At 37.7% G+C, this 17,255-nt stretch carries 15 protein-coding genes; 10 read left to right on the forward strand and 5 right to left on the reverse strand.

What is annotated here, in order from left to right:
- Window positions 1-234: 234 nt before the first annotated feature.
- Window positions 235-1,539: an MFS transporter gene (locus LQ203_RS08065; protein WP_230157072.1), complete on the reverse strand. Its 1,305-nt coding sequence runs from the start codon at window positions 1,537-1,539 to the stop codon at window positions 235-237.
- Between the two features lie 618 nt (window positions 1,540-2,157).
- On the opposite strand from LQ203_RS08065, the gene LQ203_RS08070 reads away from it, so the two are divergent.
- Both LQ203_RS08070 and LQ203_RS08075 read left to right on the forward strand, forming a co-directional pair.
- Window positions 2,158-3,606 (forward strand): HAMP domain-containing sensor histidine kinase, encoded by a 1,449-nt coding sequence (locus tag LQ203_RS08070; RefSeq protein ID WP_230157073.1) that lies wholly within the window; start codon window positions 2,158-2,160, stop codon window positions 3,604-3,606.
- A complete protein-coding gene (locus tag LQ203_RS08075; protein ID WP_230157074.1) occupies window positions 3,603-4,289 on the forward strand; it encodes a response regulator transcription factor in 687 nt (228 codons plus the stop codon). Before LQ203_RS08070 ends, LQ203_RS08075 begins: the two co-directional genes overlap by 4 nt.
- A 560-nt stretch (window positions 4,290-4,849) precedes the next feature.
- Here LQ203_RS08075 and speB read toward each other — a convergent pair.
- Window positions 4,850-5,809: an agmatinase gene (speB, locus tag LQ203_RS08080; RefSeq protein ID WP_230157075.1), complete on the reverse strand. Its 960-nt coding sequence runs from the start codon at window positions 5,807-5,809 to the stop codon at window positions 4,850-4,852.
- A gap of 419 nt (window positions 5,810-6,228) precedes the next feature.
- On the opposite strand from speB, the gene LQ203_RS08085 reads away from it, so the two are divergent.
- The 5 genes from LQ203_RS08085 (at window position 6,229) to LQ203_RS08105 (ending at window position 10,714) form a co-directional block, all read left to right on the forward strand.
- Window positions 6,229-7,575 carry an APC family permease gene (locus LQ203_RS08085; protein ID WP_290370542.1) on the forward strand — a complete coding sequence of 449 codons (1,347 nt, stop codon included), beginning with the start codon at window positions 6,229-6,231 and terminating at the stop codon, window positions 7,573-7,575.
- A 213-nt stretch (window positions 7,576-7,788) separates the two neighbouring features.
- On the forward strand, window positions 7,789-9,066 hold the full coding sequence (locus tag LQ203_RS08090) for a Glu/Leu/Phe/Val dehydrogenase (protein ID WP_230157076.1): 1,278 nt from the start codon (window positions 7,789-7,791) through the stop codon (window positions 9,064-9,066).
- Between the two features lie 35 nt (window positions 9,067-9,101).
- Window positions 9,102-9,392 carry an SAV0927 family protein gene (locus LQ203_RS08095; protein WP_230157077.1) on the forward strand — a complete coding sequence of 97 codons (291 nt, stop codon included), beginning with the start codon at window positions 9,102-9,104 and terminating at the stop codon, window positions 9,390-9,392.
- Window positions 9,393-9,408: 16 nt separating this feature from the next.
- On the forward strand, window positions 9,409-9,657 hold the full coding sequence (locus tag LQ203_RS08100; protein ID WP_230157079.1) for a hypothetical protein: 249 nt from the start codon (window positions 9,409-9,411) through the stop codon (window positions 9,655-9,657).
- 388 nt (window positions 9,658-10,045) lie between these two features.
- Window positions 10,046-10,714: an NlpC/P60 family protein gene (locus LQ203_RS08105; RefSeq protein WP_230157080.1), complete on the forward strand. Its 669-nt coding sequence runs from the start codon at window positions 10,046-10,048 to the stop codon at window positions 10,712-10,714.
- A 282-nt stretch (window positions 10,715-10,996) separates the two neighbouring features.
- On the opposite strand, the gene LQ203_RS08110 is transcribed toward LQ203_RS08105, so the two are convergent.
- Window positions 10,997-12,490, reverse strand: coding sequence for a DHA2 family efflux MFS transporter permease subunit (locus tag LQ203_RS08110; protein ID WP_230157081.1), 1,494 nt, complete (start codon window positions 12,488-12,490; stop codon window positions 10,997-10,999).
- Window positions 12,491-12,999: 509 nt separating this feature from the next.
- Between LQ203_RS08110 and LQ203_RS08115 the strand changes: the two genes are divergently transcribed.
- Together LQ203_RS08115 and LQ203_RS08120 are read left to right on the forward strand one after the other, a co-directional pair.
- Window positions 13,000-14,205, forward strand: a complete 1,206-nt coding sequence (locus LQ203_RS08115) for a styrene monooxygenase/indole monooxygenase family protein (protein ID WP_230157099.1) — start codon at window positions 13,000-13,002, stop codon at window positions 14,203-14,205.
- Window positions 14,206-14,359: 154 nt separating this feature from the next.
- Window positions 14,360-14,863 (forward strand): DinB family protein, encoded by a 504-nt coding sequence (locus LQ203_RS08120; RefSeq protein WP_230157082.1) that lies wholly within the window; start codon window positions 14,360-14,362, stop codon window positions 14,861-14,863.
- Between the two features lie 289 nt (window positions 14,864-15,152).
- Here the strand turns inward: LQ203_RS08120 and LQ203_RS08125 are convergent, their stop codons facing one another.
- Entirely contained in the window at window positions 15,153-15,665 is a 513-nt protein-coding gene (locus LQ203_RS08125) for a DUF3189 family protein (protein ID WP_230157083.1), read from the reverse strand.
- 404 nt (window positions 15,666-16,069) lie between these two features.
- On the opposite strand from LQ203_RS08125, the gene sigH reads away from it, so the two are divergent.
- Complete coding sequence (gene sigH / locus LQ203_RS08130) at window positions 16,070-16,720, forward strand: RNA polymerase sporulation sigma factor SigH (protein WP_230157084.1); 651 nt, start codon at window positions 16,070-16,072, stop codon at window positions 16,718-16,720.
- A 443-nt stretch (window positions 16,721-17,163) separates the two neighbouring features.
- On the opposite strand, the gene LQ203_RS08135 is transcribed toward sigH, so the two are convergent.
- Window positions 17,164-17,255 (reverse strand): IS3 family transposase (locus tag LQ203_RS08135; RefSeq protein ID WP_230156708.1); only part of this gene is annotated, 92 nt, incomplete at its 5' end.

The following is a 17,255-nucleotide window of genomic DNA, read 5'->3' on the forward strand; positions in this document are numbered from 1 at the left end:
ATCCCCTACATTAATCTTTTTCGCCAGAGTATAGCTTGGGGCAATATTTCTTGTGGTAGAATCGGGACCATTAACTAATATATCCAGCAATGCAACCCCGGTGCCGAGAAATGCCGCAAGCCACGCATCCTGCTTTGCAATGGAAGCTAAAGGAGAAGGAGTATGAAAATAACGGTTCCAACTGAATACAAAAGGACTAAAATCATCAATTGATGAGATGAAATTTTGAAACTATCAGTCATTCTTATTCACTTTTGTGTTTGGTTTATCAGATGTAGAAAGAGACCAGATAATTACAGGGATAAGTACTAATGGCAGTATACCACCGACAAGAGATAGTGTTGCGTAGCTTGAATTTGCCACAACCATTCCTGAAAGTACCCCAGCTAATGCCCCAGCCAATGCAATTAACACATCTACTTTTCCTTGAGTCTTTGCACGAGAGGAAAGGGGCGTCCCATCAACGATGAGTGTAGTTCCAGTAATCAAGCCAAAGTTCCAGCCAAGACCAAGTAAAGCCAGTGCACCGATGAGACCTGGCATTGAATTGGCAGGTGCCATGGCAGCTAGTGCTCCAGCGGCCAGTAAAGTAAATCCGGAAGCAATTGCCATTACAGTTCTACCCAACTTGTCCACGAGGTAACCAGTCATCAGGGATGGTAGATACATAAAACCGATATGGACGCCAATCACCATACCAACCTGACTTAAATCATGTCCGTGATGTTTCATATGTACAGGTGTCATTGTCATAATAGCAACCATGACAACTTGAGTTAAGATCATTACTGTAGCCCCGACAATAATACCTCGTTTGTTTTTTTTCGTTGTTAAAGCATGTGTACTTAGAAGTTTATTGTCGTCTGCCACCTGTCCCTCAGCAATGGCCTTTGCAATCATGAAAGGGTCTGGACGAAGGAAAACCAAAAGAATAAAACCAGCAAGAATGAAAGCTGCGGCCGCTAAAATAAACGGTCCTGCTAGTGCTGGAATCCCCATCGATAAGGCAAACTCACCCATCACATTAACCGAGTTTGGACCCGCTACAGCCCCAAGTGTTGTTGAAACCATTGCGATGCTGATGGCCGTAGCACGCTGAGTCGAATTGGCTAAATCGGTTCCTGCATAACGAGCCTGTAAATTAGTAGCAGTCCCGGCACCATAGAACAGTAATGAAGCGAAAAGCAGGGGAATACTATTGGTTACTGCCGCCACCACCACACCGATTGCCCCAATCCCACCAGTCATAAAGCCCGTTACGAGACCTAAACGTCGACCATATCGTTGGGAGAGTCGCCCAACGAGTAGCGCCGCCCCAGCGGAACCTAGAGTGAATAGGGCAGTTGGTACTCCAGCAAAACTATCCGTCCCTAACATATCCTGAGCGATTAGTGCTCCGACTGTTACCCCTGCTGCAAGTCCGGCCCCTCCAAAAATTTGTGAAATGACAACAATCATTAACGTCCTACGATACAGCTGGCGTTGTCTTTCATTCGAATCAATGTAACTTTTTATCAAAGGCGACTGACCTTGTGACATGATGCAAACCTCCAATCTATTTGTTTATCATGTTGTAAATAAGCATGAATGATAAAATAGCAACAGCTAATGCGTAAATCAACTATAAAGAGATTTTTTTATTTAAACAATAAAAAGGTGAAAATATATTCATCTTTAATAAAAGTTTCGCTACCTAAGGATTGAACTGGGCGGCTTTTCTAGGGAAATGAAACTTGAATGAGGGAAAATCCTGTTGGGACAATTTAAACGATTCTAGGCGGCTTGGTGTTTAGGAAGCATGTAAAGCAGGCAGTCGGCTCCATCTAAGACAATGGTGTGGGATGATTCCGGAGTTGAACCAAAAAAAATCTTCTGCCATTAAAATTTAGAGAACCATGCACACTGAATTGTAGTATCGTACGAATGATCGCTGTTTTGAAATTAAATCGATCAGTGTCCGTCAAACAAATGATGTTTAGAGATATTTCATACCTATTTTAGAAAGTTTTAAGATTTGTATGTTACTTTTAAATGGTAAATCCGCATTTAAGAACAAGCTAATGATAGTGTTAACTCAACAAACTGTATAAAAAACAATTATATAGTGCCTAATAAACATTTATAGGAGAGGGAAAAGTAAAAACGGAGTTGATTAATATGTCAATTAAAACGAGGTTTCTGTTGTCTTACGTTGGAGTGGTATTCATCTCTATCGTTTTACTGTTGGTCGCTGGGTTTTTAATTATTTTTACGATTACAGGCGACACAAAATCGATAGAGCATTTTTACAAAAAATCTTATGTCCAAAAACCATTGACTACAGTAGAAGAAAGTGCATTTCTTGATTTAAAGCTCTTGGCTAAAAATAATCCTGCACAGCTTCTAAATGAAGAGCAGTTGAAGAAAATAAATCAGAAGGATATTGGGATTGTCGTTAGAAAAGATACGAAAATTGAATATGCTTCCCCCTCTCTCGATAAACAGGCATTGGTTAAGTCTCTTCCCGGATTTGAAGAAACGAACATCAATACGCGAGATACGATTAAGATCGAAGACTTTTTTTTCACATATGTGAAATTTGATTTTTATTTTTCAGATAAAAGTAAAGGAAGTATTTTTGTACTAAGAAAGGCGAGTTCCTCAGCCGAGTTGGCTCGAGAGTTGTTTCCGATTTTATTTGGTTTTTTGCTATTTTTATTTATTATGATTATTGGGCTGTTAAACTATTTAGTATCACGAAGCATCATCAAGCCGATCTCACTTCTTAAAGAAGGTGCGAAACGAATAAAATCAGGAGATTTAGACTTTGAAATCATTGATATATCGAATGATGAAATTGGACAGTTAAATCGGACATTTGATGAAATGAGAATAAAATTAAAAGAGTCCGTTAAAATTCAGCTTCAGTATGAGGAAAATCGGAAAGAACTATTATCCAATATTTCACATGATTTGAAAACACCTATTACTTCAATTATTGGATATGTTGAGGGGATAAAAGACGGTGTAGCAAACACCCCTCAGAAAATGGAAAAGTATTTATCAACTGTATATTTAAAAGCGAAAGATATGGATTCATTGATAGATGAATTGTTCTTATTTTCCAAGCTGGATTTAAAAAAAGAGCCATTCACTTTTGAAACGGTGGAACTGGATAAATATTTGAGAGACTATGTAGAAGAACTTCATATAGATTTATTTCAAAAAGGGATTCAGATTGAACTGTGCCATATGAATAAACCTGTATTCGTGACAGCAGATAGAGAGAAATTAAAACGCGTATTGGCTAATTTGATCAGTAATTGTGTGAAGTATACGAATGAAGAAAAAGCGAGCATTTCCATTACTCTGCATGAAGGGATCTATGATGTAGTAGTACAAGTGACAGATAACGGACAAGGAATAGAACCTTCTGCATTACCCTTCATTTTTGATCGCTTTTACCGTGCAGAACAATCAAGAAATTCCCTGACAGGTGGAAGTGGCTTAGGACTTGCGATTGCAAAACAAATTATACAAGAGCATAGAGGGGATATTTGGGCTACTAGTGAGATAGGAAAAGGCACAAGTGTCTTCTTTACCTTAATGAAAGGTGAGGAAAAATGAAAAAAATATTACTTATTGAAGATGATGTCAGCATTGCAGAATTGCAGAGAGATTATTTGGAGATTAATGATTTTAGTGTCTATATTCAACATACAGGAGATGCTGGTCTTCAACATGCCCTTCAAAAAAACTATGATTTAATAATACTGGACATCATGCTTCCCGGAGTAAATGGATTTGAGATATGCAAACAAATACGCGCTGTCAAAGACATTCCTATCTTACTTTTGTCCGCCAAAAAGGAAGATATTGATAAAATCCGAGGTCTTGGTTTAGGGGCAGACGATTATATTACAAAGCCATTTAGTCCTAGTGAGCTGGTAGCAAGAGTGAAGGCGCATTTAGCGCGTTATGATCGTCTAGCAGGAAATCAAGCCAAAACAAACACAGTTTTCGTTCATGGAATTTCGATAGATAAGTCGGCACGGAAAGTACAAATTAATGGCGAGGAAGTGCCGTTTACTACAAAGGAATTTGATTTGTTACTATTTCTTGTGATGCACCCGAACCAAGTGTTGAGCAAAGAGCAGCTATATGAACGTAATTGGGGGCTGGAGTCAGCTGCGGATGTTTCAACCGTGACCGTTCATATTAGAAAATTACGTGAAAAAATTGAAAGAGAGCCGGCACATCCTAAATTCCTGGAAACCGTTTGGGGTGCCGGATATCGTTTTAATGTTTAATAGTGAGTTTTATGACCCGTCACAATGTGGCGGGTTTTTTTAAAATCATTAATAAAATATATTAATACGTTTATCTTCTTTTTAGAAAGATTATAGAGGGTGATTAGGAGGTGTTTAGGATTAAGCATGAACATCATTTTAAGACGGAAAATGTATAGTGGGAGGAGAATTTCAAGGAGCCCCATGAATTATTTGGATCATTCTATTTTAAGGATACTTGGTGTAACTGATCTCCTTTTGGTTAATGCGAATTCGGAGAGAAGATTTCTAACAATTAATAAAAGGGGCGTGTTTATTATGTGGAAGTGGTTGTCATCATAGGGTTGCTTCTTTTGCTTGGACCTGTAATAGCTTCACCGATTTTTTAAACATCACTCAGGGCTGCAGAATATGACCTGAGTTTAACCGCCATGAAAAATCCCCAATCAGAGAGACTAGTAAGACCATTTTATCAAATGTCCTCCTTTTGCCTGTCTACCTGTAGGGGATACTTCCAGCTTATCGATTCGTAAAAAGAAGTTCAAAACATGATGCTCATGAACTTGAGATCATAACTTTCCTTAATTATTTTGGATTGATTTTTCTTGTTCTTTTTTGATTTTCAAGGCTACTAAACTGGCAAAGTCATGAATGATGGTGGCTGCCAATAGTGATGTGATTTGTGTTGGATCATAGGGTGGGAGGACTTCCACCAGGTCGAATCCAATAAAGTTGAATCCTTGCAGGGAACGAATCATCTCTAAGGTTTCAAAACTATTCAGACCGCCGACCTCAAGGGTGCCCGTACCAGGTGCACAGGATGGATCAACAAAATCAATATCAAAGCTCAAGAAACATGGTGTATCACCAATGGTCTTCTTGACTTCCTTCACAACATCCATGAATCCTCTTTCCTTCAGCTGAGGCGTAGTTATCACGTTGTAGCCGAGATCCGTGCTGGAATCAATATCTCCTGGATGATTGAGCGTACCTCTGATTCCTATTTGGAAAACTTTATCCGTTTGGAGCAAACCTTCCTCATATGCACGGATAAACGGAGAACCATGCCAATACTTCTCATCATAATATGTATCCCATGTATCTGTATGTGAATCAAAATGAAGGAGTGCAACAGGCCCATGTATTTTTGCGGCAGCTCTTAGATTAGCTAAAGTTACTGAATGATCTCCTCCAATTGCTATGGGGATGATTCCGTTTTTCATCAAATCTGACATAGCGGTTTCAATTAACTCATAGCTTCGGTGTATATTATGGGGAATCACCGAAACATCGCCAATATCTATTGCATTACATTCGTCAAACGGGAAAACCTTTTGAATGGGGTGATAAGGAAACAATGTCATCGATGCCTGGCGGACTGCCTGTGGGGCAAACCGTGCTCCTACCCTGAATGAAGCAGCTGTATCAAAAGGCATTCCTACCACTGCCAATTTGGCATTTTCACGTGAAGAAGGTAAGCGCATAAACGATCCTGTCGTACAAAACTCTGGTTTAACATCAGGTGATAAAGGATATTTCATTTTTCTATTCCTCCATTTTCTTATAACTTTTAATAGGCTTAAACATTCATTTTAAATTGAACTCATTTAACTATTATGCAAATACTATGCCAATTCATAATAAGAGATTTACTGCTGACTATTACTAGGTTTCATTTGTAAGGGAGTATGCAGGCGCGAATAATCTATGGAAAATTGAATCGTAATTTTAATAGAAGACCGTAATGCTACATTTCCATGAAGCCAGCTAAGGATGTGTCTTATAAGGGAATTTCAACGTATTTTTAGCGTTTATATTTATTGAAATAAACAGCAATCATTTGGCACAGAATTTGCATAAAGGTATACAGTTAAAACTTTTCAAAAGAGGGAGGCATTGAAATTTATCTAGTAAGAAATTGAACCTACTATTTGAAAGCGGTTTCAAGGAGGAATGATAGGTGGAAAATGAGGTTACATTGAAAAGAACACTGAAATTATGGCAAATTGTCATGATGGGGCTGGCTTATATGACACCCATGGTCGTTTTTGATACATTTGGCATTGTATCTGGAATTACGGGAGGCCATGTGCCGACTGCTTATATCGTTGCATTGGTGGGGATGCTTTTTACAGCCGCAAGCTATGGAAAACTTGTAAAGGTTTTTCCTGCTGCAGGTTCTGCCTATACTTATACACAAAAGGCCATTAATCGACATTTAGGATTCCTGGTAGGTTGGTCTTCGTTGTTAGACTATCTGTTTTTACCTATGGTAAATGCATTGTTGACCAAAATTTATCTGACAGCATTATTTCCAGAAGTCCCAACATGGCTTTGGGTAGTATTGTTCGTAGCAATTGTCACCATACTCAATCTCCGAAGTGTCAATGTGCTGGCCAACTTTAATGCCCTTTTTGTTTTAATTCAAATTGCCATCATGGTAGTGTTCATCATCCTTGTTGTCAAAGGCTTGCATAATGGAGAAGGTACAGGAGAAGTGTTTACAATAAAGCCTTTCATAAATGGGGATATGGACTATTCAACAATCATAACGGGAGCCACGATCCTTTGTTTTTCCTTTTTGGGATTCGATGCGGTAACGACGCTATCTGAGGAAACGCCGAACCCGAAAAAAACGATTCCAAAAGCGATTTTTTTAACAGCACTTTGGGGTGGAATCATCTTCATTACCGCATCTTTCTTTATTCAGCTCTTTTTTCCGGATATATCCCGTTTTAAGGAACCGGATGCTGCATTACCGGAAATCGCCCTTTATGTAGGCGGGAAGCTATTCCAATCCATTTTTCTTTGTACGACGTTCATTAATACGCTAGCCTCTGGACTAGCATCGCATGCTAGCGTTTCCCGTCTTTTGTATGTTATGGGCCGTGATAAAGTGTTTCCGGAAAAATGGTTTGGATTTATCCATCCTAAGTGGAAAACGCCAGCCATTAATGTTCTCCTGGTTGGAGTCATTTCATTGTCGGCTCTATTCTTCGATTTAGTGACAGCCACGTCACTGATCAACTTTGGTGCATTAATGGCATTTACCTTTGTTAATCTGTCAGTTATCAGCCATTTTATCATCCGGGAAAAGAAGCATCGAACGGTTAAGGGCTGTATCAATTACTTGATCATGCCATTAATTGGAGCTATATCAATTGGGATACTCTGGATCAACCTTGAGACAAGCTCACTAATAATGGGATTAGCGTGGTTTATTCTTGGCTTTTGTTATCTATTATATATTACAAAGGCATTCCGGAAAGCTCCGCCCCAATATCAAGTTGAAGAAATTCAGATATAGACAAACGGATAAAAAACGCATTCCAATAGGATGCGTTTTTTTACTTCAACTTCATTTTTTACATATGCAATCCTGAATTGATTATGAATGGATACATATGTCTGGATGAGTTTTGCCTGGCGAACATGAATGTAAAGGGCTATCCATACGGTGTTTTCAAAACTGGCATGAAAGTTGCTTAATCTATTAATAGAATAAAAGTGAGGTGCTAATATGACAGGCAAAACAAAGAGTATTGAAAAACGTCAAATGGATAATCCATTGCAAGAATTTCAGGATATTTTAAAAGAAGCCATTCATGTTTTGGACTATCCAGATCTGGTTTTTGATTTTTTAAAAGCGCCAATGCGTTTTTTGGAAGTCAGTATTCCCATTCAAATGGATAATGGGGAGACAAGGATGTTTCAAGGGTATCGGGCTCAACATAATGATGCAGCCGGTCCAACGAAAGGCGGGATTCGGTTTCACCCGGATGTCACTGCCAATGAAGTCAAGGCATTGGCGGGTTGGATGAGTTTGAAATGCGGAATAACGAATCTTCCATATGGAGGGGCAAAGGGTGGCATTGTCTGTGATCCCCGTCAGATGAGTTCGTTTGAACTAGAGCGATTAAGCAGGGGGTATGTCAGGGCGGTCAGTCAATTAGTGGGACCGACCAAGGATATTCCTGCACCGGATATGTATACAAATTCCCAAATAATGGCCTGGATGTTAGATGAATACGATCACATCAAGGAATTCGATTCACCGGGCTTCATTACAGGTAAGCCACTGACTTTAGGAGGATCGAAGGGCAGGGAAACGGCTACTTCCAAGGGAGTATTATATACGCTTCAAATGGTAAGTGATTTAAAGGGGATTCCTATTGAAGGTATGAGGATAATCATTCAGGGATTCGGGAATGTTGGCAGTTATTTGGCCATGTATTTGCATGAAATGGGAGCTAAGGTTGTAGGGATAGCGGATGAACTTGGGGGGTTATATGACCCTAACGGCTTAGACATTCCTTACCTTTTGGAGAATAGGGACTCTTTTGGGGTCGTTTCGAATTTATTCAAAGATTCAATATCCAATCAAGCATTATTGGAAAAAGAGTGTGATGTGCTTATTCCTGCTGCTATTAGTGGAGTGGTGAATAAAGATAATGCCGAACGATTGCAGTGTGAAATCTTAATCGAAGCAGCAAATGGACCGACAACAAAAGAAGCAATCAAAATTCTTGATGGAAAAGGTGTAATGCTAGTCCCGGATATTTTGGCGAATTCAGGAGGCGTGATCGTCTCGTATTTTGAATGGTGCCAAAATAACCAAGGTTATTACTGGACGGAAGAGCTTGTTGATGAACGATTGAAAGAAAAAATAACAGCCAGCTTTTTGAATGTCTATCAAACATCTCAAAAATTTTCCGTGAATATGAAAGTTGCTGCTTATATAGAAGGGATTCGTAAAATAGCAGAAGCATCACGGGATCGAGGATGGGTCAGATTCTGAACTAATTAAAGGCTTACAAGAAAGGAGGCAATCAATTGAATTTTGATATTCTTTCGGAAAATAAAGAAAACCAGGCCATACATCATTATTGCTTATTATCAAGAAATTATAGATATGATGTGACCATTGTATATTCGGCTCAGTTTTACGGTAAAGCAATGGTAACTTCCATTCAAAGCGGAAGAATGATCCTTCTGTGTGCCGATGATATTAATTTAGATCAGTACTGGGCTCCGACCCTTGGCATTGAACAAGAAGATATATCCGAATTTCAAGACTTTCTAAATTTGGTCCTACAATCCCCATTTCATTTTGAACAATATTGAGGAAGGAATGATGTAAATGTATGTTGATGTAATCCTTAGCACTTGTGATGGCAGGGTTGAAAAAATTTCGATATCCAAAAACTCCAGATTCTACGAATGGGAACAGTTATTTCATATTAAGAAAGAAGACGGACGTGTGGAAATCATTGATATTGGCCTCAGCGGTGAGGTCGAATCTTTGGAGGTAATGGAAGGGGAAAAAGTGGTGGCTGGTGAGGTCCTCGCCTATTTTAAAGAAGATTTATTTGTGACGGGGAGCGATTAATATATAGGAAAAGAAGATGAAATGTTTCATCTTCTTTTTTTTGCTTACTTGCTAATCATCCGCCTCATTTTGGTTAAGAATAGAACTTTGAGTGTATGTCCCTAGGACCAGTATGCACACAGTGGACAAAATCAAACAGGAAAATCCACCTACCTATCCACAAAAGACTACTAACATAGCAACTTAGTAGAGATTCATATGCTTATTATTTTCAAGGTGCACTATTGTCACATCATTTTCAGGAGAAAATTGGCGAATTATAGGCATTATGTCATTTTTGCACGTATTCTGCATAAATTTGTAATGATAATGTAAATTTAGGTAAATATATTTGTCATTTAAGGGTGATAAAATAATGAAAAAGACCTAATCGGGGGAAAAATAGAAAATGAAAAAAATTATAGCTTCAGTTGTAGTTACCGGATTGTTATTATCGAATCCATTGGTCAGTAATGCAGCACTAGGAGACCGAACATTAAAAAGTGGAATGACTCATAAAGAAGTAAAACAACTACAAGAGGTTCTAAAGAAAAAAGAATATTTTAAGAGTAATAATACCACTACCTATTTTGGAACGGTTACTAAAAGTGCAGTAGTAAAGTTTCAAAAAAGTAAAGGCTTAAAAGCTGATGGCATTGTAGGGCAGAATACATATAAAGCATTAGGCATAAAAAAGCAGACAGCCATGAACAATTCAAGCAATAAATCTACAGCGATAGTAAAAGAAGCAAAAAAACATTTGAATGTACGGTATGTATGGGGTGGAACTACGCCAAAAGGTTTTGATTGCAGCGGATTCCTAAAATATGTTTTCGAAAAAAGTGCAGATGTCACCTTGCCAAGAACGGTATCGGAAATTTATAAAAAGGGGACAAAGGTGTCCAAACCACAAGTTGGCGATGTGGTCTTTTTTGAAACCTATAAATCCGGTGCCTCACATGCGGGTATTTATATAGGGGGTAATCAATTCATACACAGCTCCTCATCAGGTGTAACCATTACCTCAATGGATAATAGTTATTGGGAAAAAAGATATTTAGGAGCTAAAAGAATGTAATAGTGATAGCAGCCAGTTCCTTTTTTGAGACTGGCTTTTATAGACAATCTAGCAATATGTTATTGCTAATAATAGGATGTTGGAATATACAGAAAGGAAGCAGGAATGGGAGTTTGGAAAAATGGATGTTCTGAAATTTGGTTATGTATGAATGAGCAGCAGATTACATGAAGGAATTACGGCTAGAATGAAGGGACACTTTTAAAAAGTGTCCCTTATTTTTCAGGTATTTAACTGTCTTCTTGAGGCAAGTTGTTCATGTATTGTTCCTTGGAAACTAGGTCATGTTACATGTTTCTTGGATAGGCGATTTGTGATGGTATCTTCTTGTGGTGAAGTTCGTCGAATGTAAAAAGCCAGGATGAACGCAACTATTGTTAACCATGTAGCGATCATAAATGCATCATCTACCCCCATTACGCTTCCCTGTTTAATGGCCATGGCCATTTGAGTTGTATTTTCTGATGATATGTGCTCTTTAGTTAAAATTCCCTGTACATGTTTCGTACCCTGATTTGTCATTATTGACACAAAGAACGCCATGCCAACAGCACCTGCAACCATTCTCAATGTATTCACCATTGCTGTTCCATATTTATTTAGACTAAGTGCCAATTCGTTTAGTCCAGCTGTGAAGATAGGCATCATCAGTAATGACATACCTAACATTCTTATCGTATATACCCACACCACATAAGAAAAAGAGGTATCTGTTTCAAGCCGCGTTAAAAGATAGGTTGTAATAATAGTAATAGCAAGTCCGCTTACTGCCAGCCATCTTGCGCCAAATCGATCAAATAGCTTTCCTGTTATAGGAGACATGATACCCATTAGGATACCCCCAGGCAATAGCATGAGTCCAGATTCCATAGGTGTAAAGCCACGGATATTTTGCATATAAATTGGCATAATAATCATTCCAGAGAACATGCCCATCGTCGCGATAATGTTGATGATTGTCGTTAATGTGAACATCCGGTAACGGAATATACGAAATTCCAAAATAGGATGCCTTACAGTAAATTGCCTCCATACAAATAACCCTAAACTGATTCCGCCAACAAGGAACATAGTCAGGACTTCGAAGCTGTCCCATCCCTTAGTACCGCCTGTTGCAAATCCGTATAGAACTCCTCCGAATCCGATGGTGGATAGAATGACACCAATTTTATCGAGTTTAGGTCGGCTCGTTTCACCCACCTTTTTAATGATAAAAATGGCAAAAATTAAGTCAAGAAGTGCAAATGGGAAAATGATAAAAAACAGGACTCGCCAGGAATAGTTTTGTACAATCCATCCTGATAACGTAGGTCCAATGGCTGGGGCAAAATTCATTGCGATACCGAATATACCCATTGCAAAACCGCGTCTGTTAGGAGGAAATATAGTGAAAATTACGTTTGTAATCAAAGGGAATAAAATCCCTGCACCTGCAGCTTGAACCACACGTCCGATTAATAAGACAAAGAAGCTGGGGGCAATTCCACATAATAAAGTTCCTAAAGCAAACAGTCCCATCGAAGCAAGATATAATTGTCTCGTATTAAATCGTTCCATTAAGAAAGCTGTAATCGGGATGACAATCCCATTGACCAACAAAAAGATAGTTGTAAGCCAATTAGCTGTTGCAGCTGATATTTCAAAATGATTCATCAATTGAGGCAACGCGATATTGATTAAAGTCTGATTCAAGAAAGCGACCAGAGCACCAGCCAGCATTACCGCAAACATGGGGCCTGTACGAAAAGTAGAGCTTGTTGTTTTGTCGTGATTCATTCTTATGGCACGTCCTTTTGGTTGAGTTAGTACATATTGTTACTTCCTGCTATTTTAAGTTATGGAAACTAAAGCGACTATAATAAGTTAATATTCCCCTCTTTCTTAAAGAAAATCAACCTACCTTTTCCAACAATATACACCAACTTAAGGTATTTACCTAAATCTACGACTTTAAAAAGATATTTTTCTTTTTTAACACCTGCGATTGACCATTTGATCCATTCTGCAGGTATGTTTTAAAGATGACGATGAAGCTCTATGAAATTTACAGAAAATCCAGATATTCCCTTCTTGGTATTATTAAAAGGTGCTTATTTAAATATGGCGCGTAATAAGATTCTGTCACTAAAGAACCATTTACATGAAAATCAGCCTCCCATAAAATAAATGTTAGATACAAATAGTTGGAAATGTTAGCCAAAGCAATTTCACAGGCAGGTTCAGATAATGTAGCTAAGGCATTCGCCCCGATCGCTCGTTTATGTAAAATATATACTATTAAGGGAGTGGGATTGTTGAAAAAGAGACTTTGTATTATTGGTAGTGGTGTAGCGGGTCTGCACCTAGCTTATGCTCTAAAGGACGACTTTGATATCACTGTCATTGAACGTCAATCACCAGATCAGATAAGAAAAGGCCGAATCATGTCCACCCAGGTGCATTTTGGATCAACAAGGACTCGTGAAAAACGTTTTAATATGCCGAAATGGGGAGAACAAACACTTCTTGAAAGCATTCATATTACAATTGGAAATCAAAAACTATTTGTGGGAATGTTGCAAGAACCGGCGTTATCTGTTGATCAACGTTTGTATTACTCTCATTCTATTAAAGATCTTATAGAAAAAGGAGTTTCCTTCCGTTTTGAAAAGGTAGATAAAGAGAATGTGGAAGTACTAATTGATGAGTTCGATTTACTTATTGATTGTACTGGGAAAAATGGACCTCTTTTGCCGTTTCCGATTGAAGAGGCTCTGACTCCTTACCAAACTCCTCAGCGAAAATGTATCGTTGGATATTTCACAGGAATAAGAGCAAACACTCCCCTAGGGGTAAGCGTTACGGTTCTTCCAGGGTTGGGTGAAATGTTTGAAATACCCGCAATAACAGAACACGGTCCTGTGACCATACTATTCATTATGGGCATACCAAACACTGAATTGGATGTATTTAAAGGTATAAAAAATGCAGAAGAGTTTACTCTTAAAATGAGGAGTACAGTTCAACAGTTCTTCCCGGAAATTCATAACCGAATTGATGGAAATAATTTTGCTTTATGTGATGAAAGTAGCTTTCTTCAAACAGCCTTAACACCGGTTATACGAAAGCCGTATCTCATGGTTAATAATAAGTTGGTTGTCGGCTGTGGGGATAGTGTGTTTCTAAACGATCCTATTTCGGGTCAAGGCTGTAATCTTTCTTCTTACTGTGCTGAACAATTGTATGAAACCCTTATTGAATACAAAGATTCTAAGTGGGACGCAGACACAGGGAAGTCTTATTGGAATCGAACGAAACAGTATGTAAAAGAGGTAACGGAATGGACAAATGCCATGACGGAACCATTACCTGAGCATGTTATTCAATTGCTGCTACAGGGTGCTCAGGACCAAGTACAAGCAAACGAAATTGCTGAATGGTTTGCCAATCCGACAAAAGCGTTTGAAGCGTTTTTTTCAGCCACAGCGACGATACATAAAAATAATCAATGACCGGCATTAAGATTAAAAAGTTTAGTTTCATAATGAATCCGTTTATGTACCCCGTTGCTTTATTCACGCAATGCAAGAGTTTAATGAGGCATTTGAATTAAGGGAACATATGTTTTATAATGTGTTTTGAATATAAAAATATGGGGGGATGTTTATGTATATGACAATTTCAGATTTTATTAAAGAATGGAATAAGGAAGCCATACTGACACAAAGTGTTTTGGATAGCTTGACTGATGATGCATTGGAACAAAAAGTTTATCCTGAAGGTCGGACTTTAGGAAGAATTGCGTGGCATTTCACAACAAATATCCCAGATTATTTAGCACATTTTGGAATTAAAATAGACAGGATTGATAATGGGGAAAGCGTCCCATCTTCTGCAAAAGAAATTGCCATAACTTTTAAAAATGTAAGCTCACACGCGGCTAAAATAATTGAACAACAATGGACAGACGAATCACTAGGACAAATACAAGAAGCGTTTGGAAGACAGGAATCAAATGCTTCAATCCTAATGGGATTAATCAAGCATATTGTTCATCACCGCGGACAAATTACAGTTCTTATGCGTCAGGCAGGAATTAAACCATATGGGGTTTATGGGCCACCAAAAGAAGATTGGGTTCATTTAGGTGTAAAAAATCCACCACTTTAATAAGAGTGTTCTACCAAAAAGGGTAAGCAATGATCTTCAACAAAACGGGCGCTATTGTTGAAAAAATACATCCCAATTTCTCATTTATCGAACTGAGAGATTGGGATGTTTAATAGTGGAATTTCTTTAACGTTGTAAATTCGCGTAATGCTGTCTGAACCCCTAAAAGTACTTAACCCTTTTGGTTATGCTTTTTTATCGATTGCTTCCCATCTAAGCTCGTCAATCATGTATGTGATGGAGGTGAAAATTTCTATGTAGCTAGTCTTATCTAACAGAGATAAACTCTTTACTTATATGTTTCATTTTCTAAAATGATCACTTTTTCCTCGTTTGAGTTTTTCCCTATTTGTTTCGTATTTTCAACCAACCGAAAAATATTATCACAGCATTGCTTGGTTCCTAAAATTAATAATGGTACACCAATCAAATCAATTTTTAATTGTTTTGATAAAAATCCTCCAATTGACATGACGAACGGTACAGTTGGTGATGTATTTGAGAATATTATTTTTTCATGAAATGGATGTTTGCTTTGAAGTAATAAGATTAAATTTTTTAATGCTGGAACAACTAGTTTGGAGGATTTCCGTCCTATAGTATAGACAGAGTCTCCATTTTCATCTATACCATGAAAAATGATTTTCCCTGCATCATCTTTAGATAATTTATTGAAATAGTTCACATTTAATATTTCATCTTTAGTTAGTTTTCGTTCAGATTGGGTAAGTTCTTTTAAATGATAGGCGGCTGCCAGGGCCGTGGTATGTGTCCCACCATAGTCATTATAGATATAAATCATGTTATCATCCTTTATATATATTTTTATCTATGGTTACCATTATGGTCATTTATTCTAGTTCCAATTCAATTATTATCTTTTAGCTCTTACCTCGCAGTTTGTGTCGAATCCATTTTATCGCTAAAGAAATCTCTTATATTTAGCTTGAATGTAAAAAATAACAAAAAAACAATGTTTATGGTCATTGAGTGGGCTGATTATACAGCAAGTGGATTTAGTTATAGGGCAGTATTTTAAAGAGAAGGAATAATAGTAGAAGTTTTGTAGAAAAATGTCGATATTTACGAATATCTTTATCGTCATTTCTAAGATATTATTATATTGTATTGTATGTACTTTAACACTTTTATGTGGCAATGCAACCATAATATCGATGCTCAACTTTAATGAGTGGGGGAAAATAAATGAGTGTAATCATCGAGAAGAAACAAGTGGAAAACTATACTCATATGGAAGATGTAATGTTGGTTGAGAAAATTCAATATGGTGATGAAGATGCACTGGACTATTTAATCAAAAAATACAGATGTGTCGTTCAATCTAATGCTGTGAAGTATTTTTTAACGGGTGGAGATAAGGAAGACGTCTTTCAGGAAGGTATGATTGGATTATATAAGGCGATTCGCGACTACAAGGACTGCAAAAAGTCTTCTTTTAGGTCATTTGCGGAACTGTGCATTACCAGGCAAATCATAACGGCGGTTAAAGCGGCTATCCGCCAAAAGCATTCGCCCTTAAATAATTATGTTTCATTGTATAGGCCTATCTATCAAGGGGAGTCGGAACAAGCCTTAATTGATCTAATCCCTGAACAGAGACAAATCGACCCTGTCACGATTTTAATAAAATCAGAAGAAATGACAGATATAGAGCTAAATTTAGCGGAAGTCCTAAGTGAGTTGGAAAGTAGAGTGGTGGACTTGTATCTGGAAGGTCAAACATATCTAGAAATATCAAAGGAACTGGATATTCAGGTAAAGACGGTCGATAATGCTCTTCAACGGGTAAAAAAGAAGTTGGATCGGTACTTGGAATCAAGGATTTCGGAAGAATAATCACTATAAGCATAATAATGGCAAGATTTTTGTATATTTATTGATTAGTCATTGAAAACATCGAAACGATTTGTGATAAAAGTGAAAGTAAAAATACATACATGTTCTTAAACAAGAATCTTCCGATACACCATTTAACACGCTGAAGGATATTTCCAAAGAATCTTTTGCATTATTTATCCTGAATTACTGTCTAGAAGAAGTGTATGTTTATATTATTGTCGATTGGATAAGGGATTGATGAAGTTGACAATAGCTTCACGACTTTTAGAAAACAAAAAAGTAATAATTGAGGATAATAAGGTTATTATAATTATTGAAAAATCTTTGTACTTGAGCTAATGATCCTGATTGGCAGCTTTTCTTAATGAACAAACAGGTGCAATAATTCGATAAAGAGCTGTGCAATGAAGTGAACCCAAAAAGTTAGACACTTTATTTAATTAGGCAGCCTTGAGGGCATGAATCCGGTAATCTACCGGGCTCATGCCTTTTAATTTTACCTTGATTCGTTGATGATTGTAGTAATGGATAT

The sequence above is a fragment of the Peribacillus sp. Bi96 genome (genome assembly GCF_918698115.1).
Lineage (GTDB): Bacteria > Bacillota > Bacilli > Bacillales > DSM-1321 > Peribacillus.